We start from the raw sequence: 15966 nt of genomic DNA, 5'->3' as shown, positions 1-15966 counted from the left end.
GACTGGCTTGTGATGGAAGAAGGCCGAGTAGTGGCGGAGCCCGACTCGCCCAGGTTGGCGGTCGCCGAGGTGGTGCGCCTGCCCGCCTGGTGCCGCTCGCTGCACCGCCTGAGCGGGTGGCTGTCCGCGCTGAACCTGCTGGCGGCATTGCTGGCCACTGCGGGTTTTCACGCCGCCGAGTCGACCGGCCTGCTGCCGCCCGGATCGGCCTCGATGCTCTCGTTCGCCGTGGTCGGCATGGCGGTGTTTTCCATCCTGTTGCTGCTGCTGGCCCGGTTCACGACCGGTCGCCAGGTCATGGCCGAGCTGGAGCGGGTCGAAGTCAGTCAGCGTCTTGCCGCGGCCCAGGCCGAGCGGCGCGCCCTGTTCGGTAGCTTGTCGGCGCGCTTGCAACAGGCCCGCAGTCCTGACGAACTGGCCCGCCAGCTGCTGTCCGGTCTGGCGCCCAGCCTGCCCATGCAGCAGGGGCTGTGCTGCTTCTGGGACGAGGGCAGCCAGTCGCCGACGGCGGCGGCGCGCTATGGCGCCGAGGGTTCCAGTGCCGCCGCCGTGCTGGAGCGCCAGCCCCGTATCGGACCGCTGTTGCTCGAAGCCGCCCGCCTGCGGCGCAGGATCGTCATCGCCCAGCCGGGCCCTGGCTACCTGCGCATCACTTCGGGCCTGGGCGACGCCGAGCCGGCCGAGCTGCTGATCCAGCCGATCGAGCACCGGGGTCGCCTGTTCGCGGTGCTGGAACTGGCCAGCCTGCGGCCCCTGGACGAGGCGGCGCGCGCGCTGCTCGACGAGATCGCCCCGGTGTTTGCGATGTGCCTGGATATCCTGCAGCGGGCCGAGCACAGCGAGGGCCTGCTTGAGCAGGCCAGGGTGGCGCTGGCTGCCATGCCTTCCGGGCTGCGCTCATGAAGCTCAGTCGCATCAACTTCAGTGCGGTGGCGCTTTGCCTGCTGCTGGCATTGCTCGACGGCCTGGGCTTCCTGTTCGTCAGCCATCTCACGGGTCGCAGACAGCTCGCCTCCGAACGCCAGTTCGTGGCCAGTCAGCAGAGCGAGCTGTTTCTGGAGGGTGTCACCTATCTGGGCAATCAGGTGCGGGCTTTCGTGGTGACGGGCAATGCCCGCTATGAGCGCGCCTACAGGGACGAAGTCCAGCTCAATCAGCGTGTGCCGCGGGCACTCGACGCCTTGCAACGCATGGGACTGCTGCCCGCCGAGCAAGGCTTGCTCGATCAGGCGCGTGAGCGGGCCGCTGGTCTGCTCCAGATCGAGACGATGGCGCTGGATGGGCGCAGCAGTGGCGACAGGGCCACCGCGACCGATCTGGTGTTCGGCCCGGCCTATGACGCGGCGCTGGCGGATATCCAGGAGCCGGTACGGCGCTTTCGCCGCCAACTCGGCTCACGGCTGGATGCCGAACTCCGCTCGGCCGATCGCCGTCTGGATCAGGCCCGCTCCGCCCAGCTCGGGCTGATCCTGCTCAATGCCCTGCTGATGACGGTGATGCTGGGCTACTACTACCGGCGGCGCGTGATCCGGCCGCTGTCCGAGATGAACGAGCAGGTCCAGGCGATGAAGACCGGCCAGCCCTTCAAGCCGCTGGCCTGCGAGCAGGAGCTCAGCGAGGTCGGCGAGCTGGCGCGCTCGCTGGCCCAGTACAGCGTCACGCGCGAGCAGGTCGCGCAGGAGCAATGGGCCAAGTCGCACCAAGCCAGGATCGCGACCCTGCTGCAGTCCTGCAACAGCTTCAGCGAGCTCGCGCAGCGCTTCCTGTCCGAGGTCTCGCCCCTGCTGCAGGTCGGTCATGCGGTGTTCTACGTGGTCGAGGCCGAGCAGCGCCAGCTGCGCCTGATCGCCCAGTACGCCCATTCCGAGCGCAAGGGCCTGGCCCAGCGCTTCGACCTCGGCGAGGGCCTGGTCGGCCAGTGCGCGCTGGAGAAGGCGGTGATCCAGATCACCCGTCCGCCGGCCGACTACGTGCGCATCGTCAGCAGCCTGGGCGAGGCGGCGCCCGAGGCCATCATTGCGCTGCCCGTGCTCAGCAGCGGCAAGGTGCTCGCGGTGATCGAGCTGGCGGCGCTGCGCGTGTTCGGTCAGCGCGAGGAGGGCCTGCTCGAAGGCCTGTTGCCGATGCTGGCGCTGGGGCTTGAGATCCTGGAGCGCAACGTCAGGACCCAGCGCCTGCTGGAGTCCAGCCAGCAGCAGGCGCTGGAACTCGCGCGCCAGAAGGAGGAGATCGAGTTCCAGCGCCGTTCGATCTCCGCCATCCTCGACGAGCAGAATGCGATCTTCGAGTCGGTGACGAGCGGGATTGCCGTGCTGCGCGAGCAGCAGGTCGTCAAGTGCAACCCGCCGCTGGGTCGGCTGCTGGGCCAGTCCTGTCCCGAGCTGGTCGGCCGCGGCATGCTGCACTGGTTCGCCGATCCGCGCACGCGCGAACAGATCGAGCGCAGCGACGAGCAGATCCGCCGCGGTGACGCCGTGCGGCTGGACGCGGCCCTGCGGCGCCACGATGGCAGCCAGCTCTGGGTGCGGCTCAACGGTCACGCGATCGACCTGCAGGACCTGTCGCAGGGCGTCGTCTGGACGCTCGACGACATCTCGGAGGAGTGGCGCGTCGCCGACGAAATGCGGCGCGCGCGCGAACTGGCCGAGGACGCGGCGCGCACCAAGAGCAGCTTCCTGGCCAACATGAGCCACGAGATCCGCACCCCGATGAACGCCATCATCGGCATGGCCCACCTGCTGCACAAGTCGGGGCTCAACCCGCGCCAGAGCGACTACCTCGGCAAGATCCAGCGCTCGAGCCAGCACCTGCTCGGCATCATCAACGACATCCTCGACTTCTCCAAGATCGAGGCCGGCAAGCTCGAGATCGAATCGACCGAGTTCGAGCTCGACGCGGTGTTCGAGAATGTCGCCAACCTGGTGGCCGAGAAGGCCAGCAGCAAGGGGCTGGAGCTGGTGTTCGAGCTCGAACCCGGCCTGCCACGCTCCCTGATCGGCGACTCGCTGCGGCTGGGCCAGATCCTGGTCAACTACTGCAACAACGCGGTCAAGTTCACCGAGCGCGGCGAGATCCGGATCCGGGTCTCCCTGCGCGAGGAAGGCGAGCATGACGTGCTGTTGCATTTCGCGGTGCAGGACACCGGCATCGGTCTGAGTCAGGAGCAGCAAGGCCGGCTGTTCCAGAGCTTCAGCCAGGCCGACAGCTCGACCTCGCGCCGCTATGGCGGCTCCGGGCTGGGGCTGGCGATCTCCAAGAGCCTGGCCCAGCTCATGGGCGGGGCGGTCGGTGTCGAGTCCGAGCTCGGCCGGGGCTCGACCTTCTGGTTCACCGCGCGCCTGGGCAAGGGGGTCCAGCAGGCCCGTGTCCTGCAGCCGCGCATCGACCTGCGCGGTTGCCGCGTGCTGGTGATCGAGGACAACGAGTACGCGCGTCTCGCCCTGGCCGAGATGCTGGCTGCGATGAGCTTCGACGTCACGGGGGCTGCCGGTGGCGAGGCGGGCATCGAGGCCGTGCGCCGCGGCGCCGCTGCGGGGCGGCCGTTCCGGCTCATCTTCAGCGACTGGCAGATGCCCGGCATCGACGGGCTGGAGGCGGGTCGCCGCATCCTGGCGCTGGGCCTGCAGCCGCCGCCGCGCCTGGTCATGGTGACCGCCTACGGCCGCGAGGAGGTGGCCGAGGCGGCCGAGGCAGCCGGTTTCGCCAGCGTGCTGACCAAGCCGGCCAACCCCTCGCAGCTGTTCGATGCCGCGATGCGGGCGCTCGGTGAACAGCCACCGCAGCCCCCGGCGGGGCGCGAAGCGGCGCCGGCCGGGCCGGCGCTCGCTGCCATCGCTGGCGCGCGGCTGCTGCTGGCCGAGGACAACGAGCTCAACCAGGAGGTGGCGGTCGAGTTGCTGCATGACGCCGGCTTCGCCGTCGAGGTCGCCGTCGACGGTCGCATCGCGCTCGACCAGCTGCTGCGGCATCCCGTCGGCCATTACGACGCGGTGCTGATGGACATGCAGATGCCGGTGCTCGACGGTCTGGCCGCCACCGCCGAGATCCGCCAGTTGCCCCAGTTCGCCGATCTGCCCATCATCGCGATGACCGCCAACGCGATGCAGGGCGACCGCGAGCGCTGCCTGGCGGCGGGCATGAACGACTACGTGGCCAAGCCGATCGATCCCGACGAGCTCTGGCGGGCCCTGCTGCGCCGGATCCCGCCGCGCGCCGTGAGCGCAGCCGTCGGCAACGCGGTTGCGGAGGCGCCAGTCCCGGATGCCATCGCCTTGCCTGTACCGGTCGAACTGCCGTCAGTGCCCCGTCCGCAGCAGGCCGATGCCTTGCTCCCGCAGGAGATCCCCGGACTGGACGCCGTGCTCGGCCTCGCCCGTTCCGCTGGCAAGCCGGCGCTCTACCGCAAGCTGCTGCAGAAGTTCATCGCGCTAGAACAGGGCGCTGTCGCGCAGGTGTCGGCCGCGCTCGACGCCGGCGACGAGGTCGGTGCCGAGCGCGCGGCGCACACGCTCAAGGGGACCGCCGGCAGCATAGGCGCGACACAGCTGCAGGCCGAGGCCGAGCAACTCGAGCAGGCCTTGCGCGAGCGCGCGCCGCGCGATGCGCTCGGGCCCCTGCTGGTGGCCTGCTCGGCGCGGCTGGATCCGCTGGTCGCCGCGCTCGCGCAATGGCTGGCCGCGAACCAGGATGGCGATGCCCCGGCGCCGGCCATGCCAGCCGAAGTGGACGAGCTGGCGCTGCGTGCCGCCTGGCAGCGGCTGGAGCGGTTGCTGGCGGATTCCGATTCAGCCGCCGAGCAGGCCTGGGAGACCGACGGCGCGCTGTTGCGCTCCGCGCTCGGCGAACGCTGGGCCGAGGTGGACGGCGCGTTGCGCGGCTTCGATTACGACCTTGCGCTGCGCGCCCTGCGCGAGTCGGTGCTCGCCCGAGGGGAGGCCGCATGAGCCGCCTCAGGGAAGACTTCGCGCGCGGGCTGCTGCGGCATGCGCCCACCTATCTGGTGTTCGCCCTGCTGCTGTCGCTGCTGGCGGGCGGGCTGGCGGCTGGCACCTACCGACGCGCGGACGAGGCCGACCTGAGCCATCTGCTCAAGACCCAGGCGCAGCGCCAGGCGGTGCAACTGACCGATGAGACCCTGCGTGGCAGGACCATGGGGGCCGTCGCCATGCTCGGCATCAACGAGCCCGTCCTCAAGGAACTGGTCCAGGGCCGCCTGCCGCCTGACGCACCGCGGGCGCTTGAGCGGCTGCAGCCACTGCGGCGTGCGCTCGCTGCCGAGGGCCTCTATGTCATGGATGCCGACGGCCGGGTGGTCGCCAATGCCTCCGATTTTCCCGCGGTCACCGGCTTGCTGTGGCAGGACCGGCCCTACTGGCAGCAGGCCTTCGCTGGCCAGGAAACCGTCTATCCAATAGCGGAGGGCGATGATGTGCTGCGGCGCAGTCTCTTCCTGGCCGCGCCGCTCTACGCCGAAGCCGATCGTGCCAGCCTGGTGATCGGCGTTGTCGCCATCAAGCTCCCGGCCGAGGGCCTGGATGCGAGCTTGCGCGCGCTCGGCGAGCACGCCCTGCTGCTGTCGCCCCTGGGTCTGGTCTACGCGAGCAGCGACGAGCGCTGGAATTTCCGGCTGGCTGCCGACCTCGACCACGCCCAGGCCGCTGGCCTGAGTCAGCAGTTCGGGCCCGCGTTCCAGGATGGCGCCATCCCGCGCCGGCTGTCCTTCGACCTGGCGCGTGACCGGGTCACCCTGCTCGGCGAGCGTCACCTGAGTGCGCGCGCCAGCCTGCGCTGGCCCGATGCCACCGGCCGCTGGCAACTGGTGCTGCTGGCCTCGCCCTCGCGGCAGGAATCGGCGTTTGGCTTGATGACGATCGGTGGCGTCGTTGCGCTGCTGGTCTTTGCCCTGCTGGCCCTGTTGCTGCGTGGGGTGCAAAACCACGATGCCCGGCGCCAGGCGCTGGCCCTGAGCGAGGCGGCCTCGCGTGAACTCATGCAACTGGCCCAGTTCAAGGCGCGTCAGTCCGAGCTGACGCTGCAACTGCAGCGCGCGCGCGAACTGCCAGCCCTGGCCCGCACGCTGTTCGACGAGATCAGCCGCTTCCTGCCCATGCACCAGGGCAGCCTCTACTGCGTCGAGCCGGGGCCCGCGGGCGAGCCTCGGCTGCGCCTGGCGGGCAGCTATGCGACCGACCAGGCGCCCGAGCGGGTGGCCTTGGGCGACGGGTTGCTGGGACAATGCGCGCGCGAGCGGCGCAGCCTGAGCTTCAGCGACGTGCCCCCGGGCTTCTGGACCATCGAATCCGGCCTGGGGCAGGCGTTGCCGCGCTCCCTGCTGCTGCTGCCGGTGCTGCGCAACGATGTCCTGATCGGGGTGCTGGAGCTCGCCTCGATGGACCCGGACTGCGCTCGGATCGAGGCCGCGCTCGAGGGCCTGTTGCCGGTGCTGGCGATGAACCTCGAAGTCCTGCTGGCCGAGCAGCGCCTGGAGCGCCTGCTGGCCGAGGCGCGCGCGCAGGCCGGCGCCGCGGCCGTCGCGGTCGACGCCAGTCCGCAGCTGGATTACGCTGACACTACGGCTGCCGCACCCGCGGCCCGGAGCCCCGCTACCGAACGAGCCACCCTTTTTCGAGCATGACCATGAACCCCGACACCAAGCCCCAAGAGCCCGCCACCATCCTGGTGGTCGATGACACCCCGGCCAATCTCTCGCTGATGACGGGGCTGCTGCGCGACGAATACAAGGTCAAGGCCGCGATCGATGGCGAAAAAGCCTTGCGCATCGCGCAGGCGATCCCGCCGCCCGACCTGATCCTGCTCGACATCATGATGCCGGGCATGGACGGCTACGAGGTCTGCCGCCAGCTCAAGGCCGACCCCGCCACGCGCGACATTCCGGTGATCTTCCTGACCGCCAAGAGCGGCGTCGAGGACGAGAAGATGGGGCTCGACCTCGGCGCGGTCGACTACATCACCAAGCCGATCAGCCCGCCGATCGTGATGGCGCGGGTGCGCAACCACCTGATCCTCAAGGCCAGTGCCGATTTCCTGCGCGACAAGGCTGAATTCCTGGAGCGCGAGGTCGGCAAGCGCACCGCCGAGGTCGTCGCGATCCAGGATGTGACCATCCTGGCCATGGCCTCGCTGGCCGAGACGCGCGACTCCGACACCGGCAACCACATTCGACGCACCCAGCATTACGTCAAGGCGCTGGCGCTCAAGCTGCGCGAGCAGGCCAGGTTCGCCAGCTGGCTCGATGACCGCTATGTCGCGATGCTGTTCAAGTCGGCGCCGCTGCATGACATCGGCAAGGTCGGCATCCCGGACCGCATCCTGCTCAAGCCCGGCAAGCTCACGCCCGAGGAGTTCGAGCTCATGAAGACGCACACCACGCTCGGGCGCGACGCGATCCACTCCGCCGAGCGCCAGCTCGGCATGCCGGTCGAGTTCCTGACGCTGGCCAAGGAGATCGCCTACAGCCACCAGGAGAAATGGGATGGCTCGGGTTACCCCGAGGGGCTCCAGGGCGAGGCCATCCCGGTCTCGGCCCGCATGATGGCGCTGGCCGATGTCTACGATGCGCTGATCAGTCGCCGCGTCTACAAGGAGGGCATGCCGCACGAGCAGGCGGTGGCCCTCATCACCGAGGGGCGCGGCAGGCATTTCGATCCCGACATGGTGGATGCCTTCCTCCTCATCCAGCAGGAGTTCCGCGCCATCGCGCAGCGCTATGTCGACAGCGACGCCGAGCTCGAACTCAAGCGCCAGCATGTCACGCGTGTCATGAGCGCCTGAGCGCCAGCGATGTCGCTCAGACCACCTGCCCCAGCTTGAAGATCGGCAGGTACATCGAGACCACGATGCCGCCGATGATGGAGCCCAGGATCACGATGATGATGGGCTCCATCAGGCTGGACAGACCGGCCACCATGTCATCGACTTCCTGCTCGTAGAAATCGGCCGCCTTGCTCAGCATGTGGTCGATCGAGCCCGACTCCTCGCCGATGGCGCACATCTGCAGCACCATGGACGGAAAGATTCGGGTATTGGTCATGGCCTGCGTCAGGCTGGTGCCGGTCGAGACCTCCTGCTGGATCCTGACGGTGGCGTCGGCGTAGAGCGAGTTGCCCGAGGCGCCGCCGACCGAGTCGAGCGCCTCGACCAGCGGCACACCGGCGGCGAACATGGTCGCGAGCGTGCGGGTCCAGCGCGCCACGGTCGACTTCTCGACCAGCGTGCCGAAAATCGGCAGCTTGAGCAGCAGCCGGTCCATCACGCGCTGCACCTTCTCGTTGCGGCGCCAGGCCTGCATGAAGAAGTAGAAGCCGCCGCCCAGGCCGCCGAAGATCAGCCACCACCAGGCGACGAAGAACTCGCTCAGCGCGATCACGAACAGCGTGGGCGCGGGCAGGTCGGCGCCGAAGGAGGAGAACACCTCCTTGAAGGCCGGGATCACGAAGATCATGATCACGGCCACCACCACGAAGGCGACCACGAGCACCGCGGTCGGGTACATCAGCGCCGACTTGACCTTGCTCTTGAGCGCCTCGGATTTTTCGAGATAGACCGACAGCCGGTCGAGGATGTCCTCCAGGATGCCGGCGGCCTCGCCGGCCTCGACCAGGTTGCAGTAGAGCGCGTTGAAGTGGAGCGGGTGCCTGCGAAAGGCCGCGCTCAGCGAGGTGCCGGTCTCGACGTCGGTGCGGATCTCGTTGAGCAGCCGGCTCACCTTGGGGTTGGGGTTGCCGCGCCCGACGATGTCGAACGCCTGCAGCAGCGGCACGCCCGCCTTCATCATGGTCGCGAGCTGACGGGTGAAGATCGCGATGTCCTTGGGGCGGATCGACTTGCCACCCGACATGCGACGTTTCCTGACCTTGAGCGGAACGATGCCCTGGCGGCGCAACGCGGTCATGACCAGGTTCTCGCTGGCGGCGCGGGTCTCGCCGCGGATGGCCTTGCCGCTGCGATCCTTGCCTTCCCACTCGAAGACGTATTCCTTGACCTTGCTCACGGCTGTGGCCATGACTTCCCCTCTTTTTTGAATGCTCGTCTGCCTGACGCGGCCGTGCCAGCTCAATCCTTGGTGTTCGCCAACACCTCCTGCAGCGAAGTGATACCCAGTTTAACCTTGCGCAGCCCGGATTCACGCAGGCTCGGCATGCCATCGCGCCTGGCCTGCTGCGAGATTTCGAGCGCGCTGCCATTGGCCAGGATGATGTGCTGCATCGCCTCGCTGATCGGCATCAGCTGGTAGATGCCGATCCGTCCCTTGTAGCCACCGTTGCAGTCCTTGCAGCCTACGGGCTGGTAGGGCTGCCAGCTGCCGTCGAGCTCCTCGGGCTTGAAGCCGGCGTCGACCAGGGCCTGCGGCGGGATGTCGAGCGGCGTCTTGCAGGCGGGGCACAGCCTGCGCACCAGCCGCTGCGCCGTGATCAGGTTGATGCTGGACACGATGTTGAACGGCGCGACGCCCATGTTGAGCAGGCGTGACAGCGTGCTGGGCGCGTCGTTGGTGTGCAGCGTCGACAGCACCAGGTGGCCGGTCTGCGCGGCCTTGATGGCGATGTCGGCCGTTTCGAGGTCGCGGATCTCGCCGACCATGATGATGTCCGGATCCTGGCGCAAGAAGGCGCGCAACGCGGCCGCGAAGGTCAATCCGGCCTTCTCGTTGACGTTGACCTGGTTGACGCCGGGCAGGTTGATCTCGGACGGGTCCTCGGCGGTCGAGATGTTGACGGCGGGCTGATTCAGGATGTTGAGGCAGGTGTAGAGCGAGACGGTCTTGCCCGATCCGGTCGGTCCGGTGACCAGCACCATGCCGTAGGGCCTGGCGATCGCCTCCAGCAGCGTTTGCTTGTCTTGCGGGTCGTAGCCGAGCGCCTCGATGCCCATCTGGGCGCTGCTCGGGTCCAGGATCCGGATCACGATCTTCTCGCCGAACAGCGTCGGCAGCGTGCTGACGCGAAAGTCGATCACCTTGTCGGCGCCGACCTTGAGCTTCATGCGTCCGTCCTGCGGGATGCGCTTTTCCGAGATGTCGAGCTTGGAGATCACCTTGATGCGCGAGGCCAGCTTGTCGCGGATCGCGACCGGGGGCGCGGCGATCTCGCGCAGCTCACCGTCGATGCGGAAGCGCACCCGGTAGCTGTGCTCATAAGGCTCGAAGTGCAGGTCGGAGGCGCGCTGGCTGTAGGCGTCGAGCAGCATCTTGTGCAGAAAACGCACGATGGGAGCGTCCTCGACTTCCTGCGCCATCTTGTCTGACGCCTCGGAGCTGGTCAGCTCGACCTTGGACTCGTCGAACTCGAAGTCCCTCCCGATGATCTGCTCCATGGTCTCGCCAGCGCTGGCGGCGGCGGCCTCGACCAAGCGCCCGAGCTTGTCGAACTCGGCGACGACCCAGTCGATGCCGAGCTGGGTGGCGAACTTGACCTTCTCGGCGGCCTTCTGGTCCGATGGGTCGGCGGTGGCGATGCTGATGCGGTTGCCGCGCCGGCCCAGCGGCAGCACATGGTATTGCAGGCAGGTCCGAGGGTCGAGCAGGTTCTTGGGCAGGCGCTGCGGGTCCAGCGCGTCGATGTCGATCAGGGGGACGGCGTAGGCCTGCGACAGGATATGGGCCAGGTCGGCCGCCGAGACCGCGCCGCTGCCGGGCAGCTCGGCGATGAAGCTGCTTTTATGTTCACGGGCCTTGCTGTAGAGCTCCTCGGCGGTGGCGAGCGAGAGCTTGCCGGCCGACACCAGCGCGCGTGCCAGTCCCGGCAGTTCGGTCGCGGATGGAGGGCTTCTTTCAGGCATTTTTCTTGGATATTTTCCGCATTTTTGCGAAAAATGCCGCTGGCCATACCACAAAATCAGTACACGCAGCTTGCGCCGTATCGTGTATATTCGTGCCCAATTTCACGTCGTTGTGGAAACTTTGGTGCATTTTAGATGCACTTATTGGAGAAGATATGGATCTGCGCAAACTCAAGACCCTGATCGACCTGGTGTCGGAATCCAACGTGTCCGAACTCGAAATCACCGAGGCCGAGGGCAAGGTTCGAATCGTCAAGAGCGCGCCGGTTGGCGCCGTGCCCATGGTGGCCGCCGCCCCGGCCGCTGTCGCCGTGGCCCCCGTGGCGGTTGCCGCGCCGGTCGTTGTCGCCGAGCCCGAGGCCGTCAAGGGCCATGTCGTCAAGTCTCCCATGGTCGGCACCTTCTATCGTTCCGCCAGCCCGGGCGCCAAGGCTTTCGTCGATATCGGCGGCCAGATCAAGGAAGGCGAGCCGATCTGCATCGTCGAGGCCATGAAGATCATGAACGAGATCGAGGCCGACAAGACGGGCACCGTGACCCAGATTCTGGTCGAAAACGGCAACGCTGTCGAATACGGCCAGCCCCTGTTCGTGATCGAATAAGGGCGGCGGCCATGTTCAAGAAAATCCTGATCGCCAACCGCGGCGAGATCGCGCTGCGCGTGCAGCGGGCCTGCCGCGAGATGGGCATCAAGTCCGTGGTGGTCTACTCCGAGGCCGACCGCGAGGCCAAGTATGTCAAGCTCGCCGATGAAGCGGTCTGCATCGGTCCGGCCGCCTCGGGACAGAGCTACCTCAGCATGCCGGCGATCATCTCGGCGGCCGAAGTCACCGATGCCGAGGCCATCCACCCCGGTTACGGCTTCCTGTCCGAGAACGCCGACTTCGCCGAGCGCGTCGAGCAAAGCGGCTTCACCTTCATCGGCCCGACGCCCGAGTCTATCCGCATCATGGGCGACAAGGTCGCGGCCAAGCAGGCCATGCTCAAGGCCGGCGTGCCCTGCGTGCCGGGCTCCGAGGGCGAGCTGCCCGATGATCCGGTCGAGGTCAGGCGCATCGCCAAGGTGATCGGTTATCCGGTCATCATCAAGGCCGCCGGTGGTGGTGGTGGCCGTGGCATGCGCGTGGTGCACACCGAGGCGGCGCTGCTGCACGCGGTCCAGACCACCAAGTCGGAAGCGGGCGCGGCCTTCAACAACCCGGCCGTGTACATGGAGAAGTTCCTCCAGAACCCGCGCCACATCGAGATCCAGGTGCTGGCCGACCAGCACCGCAACGCGGTCTACCTCGGCGAGCGCGACTGCTCGATGCAGCGCCGTCACCAGAAGGTGATCGAGGAAGCGCCGGCGCCGGGCATCGCGCGCCGCCTGATCGACAAGATCGGCGAGCGCTGCGCGGCGGCCTGCAAGAAGATCGGCTACCGCGGCGCGGGCACCTTCGAGTTCCTGTACGAGAACGGCGAGTTCTACTTCATCGAGATGAACACCCGGGTCCAGGTCGAGCACCCGGTGACCGAGGCCATCACCGGCATCGACATCGTGCGCACCCAGATCCTGGTCGCCGCCGGCGAGAAGCTGCCGTTCACGCAGCGCCAGATCCAGCTGCGCGGCCACGCGATCGAGTGCCGCATCAACGCCGAGGACCCGTTCAAGTTCACGCCCTCGCCGGGGCGCGTCACGACCTGGCACATGCCGGGCGGGCCGGGCGTGCGGGTCGACTCGCATGTCTACGCCAACTACCTGGTGCCGCCCAACTACGACTCGATGATCGGCAAGATCATCGTGCATGGCGACACCCGCGAGCAGGCGCTGGCGCGCATGCGCACCGCGCTGTCCGAGGTGGCGATCGAGGGCATCAAGACCAACGTGCCGCTGCACCGCGAGCTGATGGTCGACGCCAGCTTCGAGGCCGGCGGCACCAACATCCACTACCTTGAGCATTGGCTCGAGCAACACAAGCGCTAAGCCGATGTTTGAACTCGTATTGCTGGCGCCGGAGTTGCGCATCGAGGATCTGAGCGACGCGCTGGAAGCGCTGGACGCACTGAGCGTGTCGGTCGAGGACGCCGACGCGCAGACGCCGGCCGAACAGGCCCTGTTCGGCGAGCCCGGCATGCCCGCGCCCAAGGCCGGCTGGCAGCGCTCGCGCGTGGTCGCGCTGTTCCAGCAGGAAGCGCAGGCGCGCGAGGCGGCCACGCTGCTCGCGCAGCAGGACTTCTTCGAGGGCTGCGAGACCGTGGGCGTGCGCCTGGTCGCCGACCAGGACTGGGTGCGTCTGACGCAGTCGCAGTTCGCGCCGGTCGAGATCACGCCGACCTTCTGGATCGTGCCGAGCTGGCACGAGCCGCCGGCGGCCGCCGAGCAGGTGATCCGGCTCGATCCGGGCCTGGCCTTCGGCACCGGCACCCATCCGACCACCCGCATGTGTCTGCGCTGGATCGCCCGGCGCGACCTGTCGGCGCAGCGCGTGCTCGACTATGGCTGTGGTTCCGGCATCCTGGCGATCGGCGCGGCCAAGCATGGCGCGGCCGAGATCGTGGCGGTCGACATCGACCCGGCCGCGGTCGAGTCGACGCAGATCAACGCCGCCAACAACCATGTCACGCTGGGGGCGGGCCTGCCTGACTTGGTCAAGGGGGGTTTCAACCTGGTGCTGGCCAATATCCTGGCCACGCCGCTCAAGGTGCTGGCGCCGCTGTTGTGCGGCCATGTCAAGGCCGGCGGCCATCTGGTGCTGGCCGGCATCCTGGAGCGCCAGGCCGACGAGCTCAAGGAGGCCTACGCGCCCTGGCTGGCGCTGGAGGTGACGGACAGCGAGGACGGCTGGATCCTGATGACGGCGCGCGCCGCCGACTGAGCGCGCAGGCGCTTTTCCCTGGCAAAAGCCTGATCCGGACCGGTGCCGATCAGGCTTTTGTCATTCAGGGCTTGGGTTCCTCAGGGCCGATTGCCGGTCGGGAAGGGCCAGGCCGCGGTCGGGGACAGGCGGGTCACGGCGTTGGGCTCGGCTGGTGGCTGGACCTTGGCGGCCTTCTTGGCGGCGGCCTTGGGTGTGGCGGCTTTTCTTGCCGCGGTCTTCCTGGCCGGCGCAGCGTCGTCCGCGCGCACAGGCTCCGCCAGCTCGGCGGGCTCGATCGCCTTGTTCGCCGCCGCCTTCTTGGCCGGAGCGGCCTTCTTCGCAGTCGCCATCTTGCATCTTCTCCTGAAACAGCTTGCATGTTGCGCATGGCTCCGGACGATTCCGGCCCAGCGAGTCAGCGCCATGGCCTCGGGGCGCGCAAGACGCCAGTGAAACCAGGGCGTGGCAGGTGGATGCCGAATCCGGCTCAGGCGGGCTGCTGGCCCGACACCGGATAGGGAAATGCCACATACACAAACTCTGACTTTTATATTATGAAAGTGTCGCGGCGAAATGCAAGCCCTGCCAGGCGCGAATTTTCCACTTTTATTGCGTGCTTGGCAGGTTGGCGGTCGGGAAGCGGTCCGCCGGCCAGCGGGTGACCTGCCGCAGCAGCGTCCAGTCGAAACCCGGCCCGGGGTCCTGCTTGCGGCCGGGAGCGACATGCTCGTGGCCGGCGACATGGGCGATCGGGTAGCGCCGCGCCAGCGCCTGGCACAGCCTGGCCAGGATGCGGTACTGCGCTGGCGCGAAGGTTTCGCCCTCCAGGCCCTCCAGCTCGATGCCGATCGAGTCGTCGTTGCAGTTGTCGCGCCCGCGCCAGCTTGATCGACCGGCGTGCCAGGCGCGATCGTCGCAGGAGACGAACTGCACCAGCTCGCCATCGCGCCGGATCAGGAAATGGCTGGAGACTTCGAGGCCGCGAATGCCCTGGAAATAGGGGTGTGCCTCCCAGTCCAGCCGGTTGCAAAACAGCTGCTCGATCTCGGGTCCGCCGTACCGCCCGGGCGGCAGGCTGATCGAGTGCAGGATGATCAGGTCGATTGGCGCTCGGGCCGGTCGCGGGCCGAAATTGGGCGAGGGTGATGCGCGCGCCGCCAGCAGCCAGCCGTCGCGCCAGCCGCTGGGCGCAGGATGCGGTTCAGTCCTCATCGCGCGGGAGCTGGGCCGGCTCCTTGCGCTGCAGGCGCAGGTGCTCGACGCTGCAGTAATGCCCTTGGGCGTCGGAGATGGCCTCGCTGGCTGGCAGGTGCAGGCCGCAGTGGCGGCAGCTCACTATTGCGTCTGGTGCGGCGGGCTGGCGCGCCTTGGACGCGGCGGGTGGGCGCTGTTCGACCCGGCGACTGCGCCAGAGCCAGACGCCGGCCAGGATCACCATCAGTAACAGCAGGTATTTCATGCGCGCGATAGTACGACTTCCAGCACGAAGCGCGAGCCCACATAGCCCAGCAGCAGCAGCGCGGCGGCGGCATAGAGCATGTGGATCGCCATCCGGCCGCGCCAGCCCTGGGTCCGGCGACCCCAGAGCAGCACGGCCAGCGTCAGCCAGGACAGCAGGGTGAAGACGGTCTTGTGGTTCCAGCTCCAGCCTTGCGCCGGCAGCTGCTCGCTGAACCACCAGCCGGCCAGCAGGGTGGCGCTGAGCAGCACGAACGCGGCGCCGACCAGGCGGAAGGTCAGCCGTTCGAGCGCGAGCAGGGGCAGGGTGGTGTCGCCCGGGCGCGCCTGGCGCATCGCGGTCTCGGCACGCTGTGCCAGCCAGCCGTGCAGCACGGCCGCGGCCAGCAGGCTGTAGGAAATGATGCCCAGCCACCAATGCAGCGGCAGCCAGGGCGAGGCGAACGGTTGCTGCGGCGTGCCCGGGAACAGCAGCGCGAGCAGCACGGTCGCCGCGCCGAGACCGGCCATTGGCGCGCGCACATGCAGCTGGGGATAGAGCCGGCTCTCGATGGCGTACAGCGTGAAGACCAGCCAGGCCGTGACCGACAGCGCCGGCGCGAAGCCGAAGCGAACCGGTGTGCCGGCATGGCCCGCTGCCAAGGCCAGGGCGTGCAGCAGCCAGACCAGCACCATCAGTGCATTGACGCTGCCGCTGGTCAGCCTGGCCGGTCGCCACGCCAGCAAGGCATAGCCCAGCGCCGCACCCAGCGCGGGGATGGTGCTCCACCAGGGGCTCGGGGATAGAATCATGCCCAGAGTTTAACGGCCCGCGCGGCCGGTCATTCCCCTTTTCGTCCCTATCCCCCAGCCCCGGGTCGCCCCAAGCGGCGAC

13 protein-coding genes are annotated in these 15966 nt (G+C 68.1%); 7 read left to right on the top strand and 6 right to left on the bottom strand.

Annotated elements, in window-relative coordinates:
- Window positions 1-12 precede the first annotated feature (12 nt).
- From PHR85_RS00705 to PHR85_RS00690, 4 genes are read left to right on the top strand one after another with little or no spacing between them, the layout of a single operon-like run.
- Window positions 13-903, top strand: a complete 891-nt coding sequence (locus tag PHR85_RS00705) for a GAF domain-containing protein (protein ID WP_300049266.1) — start codon at window positions 13-15, stop codon at window positions 901-903.
- Complete coding sequence (locus PHR85_RS00700) at window positions 900-4943, top strand: response regulator (RefSeq protein ID WP_300049264.1); 4044 nt, start codon at window positions 900-902, stop codon at window positions 4941-4943. Before PHR85_RS00705 ends, PHR85_RS00700 begins: the two co-directional genes overlap by 4 nt.
- Window positions 4940-6634 carry a GAF domain-containing protein gene (locus tag PHR85_RS00695; protein ID WP_300049262.1) on the top strand — a complete coding sequence of 565 codons (1695 nt, stop codon included), beginning with the start codon at window positions 4940-4942 and terminating at the stop codon, window positions 6632-6634. The genes PHR85_RS00700 and PHR85_RS00695 overlap by 4 nt, the downstream gene beginning before the upstream one ends.
- A 2-nt stretch (window positions 6635-6636) precedes the next feature.
- Window positions 6637-7791, top strand: a complete 1155-nt coding sequence (locus PHR85_RS00690) for a two-component system response regulator (protein WP_300049260.1) — start codon at window positions 6637-6639, stop codon at window positions 7789-7791.
- 16 nt (window positions 7792-7807) lie between these two features.
- On the opposite strand, the gene PHR85_RS00685 is transcribed toward PHR85_RS00690, so the two are convergent.
- Window positions 7808-9022 carry a type II secretion system F family protein gene (locus PHR85_RS00685; RefSeq protein ID WP_300049258.1) on the bottom strand — a complete coding sequence of 405 codons (1215 nt, stop codon included), beginning with the start codon at window positions 9020-9022 and terminating at the stop codon, window positions 7808-7810.
- 50 nt (window positions 9023-9072) lie between these two features.
- Window positions 9073-10797, bottom strand: coding sequence for a type IV-A pilus assembly ATPase PilB (gene pilB, locus PHR85_RS00680; RefSeq protein WP_300049256.1), 1725 nt, complete (start codon window positions 10795-10797; stop codon window positions 9073-9075).
- A 155-nt stretch (window positions 10798-10952) separates the two neighbouring features.
- On the opposite strand from pilB, the gene accB reads away from it, so the two are divergent.
- The 3 genes from accB to prmA are packed head-to-tail and all read left to right on the top strand — an operon-like array spanning window position 10953 to window position 13652.
- Complete coding sequence (gene accB / locus PHR85_RS00675; RefSeq protein ID WP_300049254.1) at window positions 10953-11399, top strand: acetyl-CoA carboxylase biotin carboxyl carrier protein; 447 nt, start codon at window positions 10953-10955, stop codon at window positions 11397-11399.
- Window positions 11400-11410: 11 nt separating this feature from the next.
- Complete coding sequence (gene accC / locus PHR85_RS00670; RefSeq protein ID WP_300049252.1) at window positions 11411-12760, top strand: acetyl-CoA carboxylase biotin carboxylase subunit; 1350 nt, start codon at window positions 11411-11413, stop codon at window positions 12758-12760.
- A gap of 4 nt (window positions 12761-12764) precedes the next feature.
- On the top strand, window positions 12765-13652 hold the full coding sequence (gene prmA, locus PHR85_RS00665; RefSeq protein ID WP_300049250.1) for a 50S ribosomal protein L11 methyltransferase: 888 nt from the start codon (window positions 12765-12767) through the stop codon (window positions 13650-13652).
- 80 nt (window positions 13653-13732) lie between these two features.
- Here the strand turns inward: prmA and PHR85_RS00660 are convergent, their stop codons facing one another.
- The 4 genes from PHR85_RS00660 to PHR85_RS00645 all read right to left on the bottom strand — a co-directional run bounded on the left by PHR85_RS00660 (window position 13733) and on the right by PHR85_RS00645 (window position 15884).
- On the bottom strand, window positions 13733-13984 hold the full coding sequence (locus PHR85_RS00660; RefSeq protein ID WP_300049248.1) for a hypothetical protein: 252 nt from the start codon (window positions 13982-13984) through the stop codon (window positions 13733-13735).
- Between the two features lie 256 nt (window positions 13985-14240).
- Window positions 14241-14846: a 1,6-anhydro-N-acetylmuramyl-L-alanine amidase AmpD gene (ampD, locus tag PHR85_RS00655; protein ID WP_300049246.1), complete on the bottom strand. Its 606-nt coding sequence runs from the start codon at window positions 14844-14846 to the stop codon at window positions 14241-14243.
- Window positions 14836-15093: a PP0621 family protein gene (locus PHR85_RS00650; RefSeq protein WP_300049244.1), complete on the bottom strand. Its 258-nt coding sequence runs from the start codon at window positions 15091-15093 to the stop codon at window positions 14836-14838. Before PHR85_RS00650 ends, ampD begins: the two co-directional genes overlap by 11 nt.
- Window positions 15090-15884, bottom strand: a complete 795-nt coding sequence (locus PHR85_RS00645) for an inner membrane protein YpjD (RefSeq protein ID WP_300049241.1) — start codon at window positions 15882-15884, stop codon at window positions 15090-15092. Before PHR85_RS00645 ends, PHR85_RS00650 begins: the two co-directional genes overlap by 4 nt.
- Window positions 15885-15966: the final 82 nt, after the last annotated feature.

Origin of the sequence: Malikia sp. (assembly GCF_028687635.1) — a bacterium.
Lineage (GTDB): Bacteria > Pseudomonadota > Gammaproteobacteria > Burkholderiales > Burkholderiaceae_C > Malikia.
Note: the sequence above shows the minus strand (reverse complement) of the source record. Positions and strands in the feature narration are given on the sequence as shown.

What these genes read in the sequence shown, in the direction of transcription:
- PHR85_RS00705 (WP_300049266.1), top strand. Translation starts at nt 13, where the DNA reads ATGGAAGAAGGCCGAGTAGTGGCGGAGCCCGACTCGCCCAGGTTGGCG.
- PHR85_RS00700 (WP_300049264.1), top strand. Translation starts at nt 900, where the DNA reads ATGAAGCTCAGTCGCATCAACTTCAGTGCGGTGGCGCTTTGCCTGCTG.
- PHR85_RS00695 (WP_300049262.1), top strand. Translation starts at nt 4,940, where the DNA reads ATGAGCCGCCTCAGGGAAGACTTCGCGCGCGGGCTGCTGCGGCATGCG.
- PHR85_RS00690 (WP_300049260.1), top strand. Translation starts at nt 6,637, where the DNA reads ATGAACCCCGACACCAAGCCCCAAGAGCCCGCCACCATCCTGGTGGTC.
- PHR85_RS00685 (WP_300049258.1), bottom strand. Translation starts at nt 9,022, where the DNA reads ATGGCCACAGCCGTGAGCAAGGTCAAGGAATACGTCTTCGAGTGGGAA.
- pilB (WP_300049256.1), bottom strand. Translation starts at nt 10,797, where the DNA reads ATGCCTGAAAGAAGCCCTCCATCCGCGACCGAACTGCCGGGACTGGCA.
- accB (WP_300049254.1), top strand. Translation starts at nt 10,953, where the DNA reads ATGGATCTGCGCAAACTCAAGACCCTGATCGACCTGGTGTCGGAATCC.
- accC (WP_300049252.1), top strand. Translation starts at nt 11,411, where the DNA reads ATGTTCAAGAAAATCCTGATCGCCAACCGCGGCGAGATCGCGCTGCGC.
- prmA (WP_300049250.1), top strand. Translation starts at nt 12,765, where the DNA reads ATGTTTGAACTCGTATTGCTGGCGCCGGAGTTGCGCATCGAGGATCTG.
- PHR85_RS00660 (WP_300049248.1), bottom strand. Translation starts at nt 13,984, where the DNA reads ATGGCGACTGCGAAGAAGGCCGCTCCGGCCAAGAAGGCGGCGGCGAAC.
- ampD (WP_300049246.1), bottom strand. Translation starts at nt 14,846, where the DNA reads ATGAGGACTGAACCGCATCCTGCGCCCAGCGGCTGGCGCGACGGCTGG.
- PHR85_RS00650 (WP_300049244.1), bottom strand. Translation starts at nt 15,093, where the DNA reads ATGAAATACCTGCTGTTACTGATGGTGATCCTGGCCGGCGTCTGGCTC.
- PHR85_RS00645 (WP_300049241.1), bottom strand. Translation starts at nt 15,884, where the DNA reads ATGATTCTATCCCCGAGCCCCTGGTGGAGCACCATCCCCGCGCTGGGT.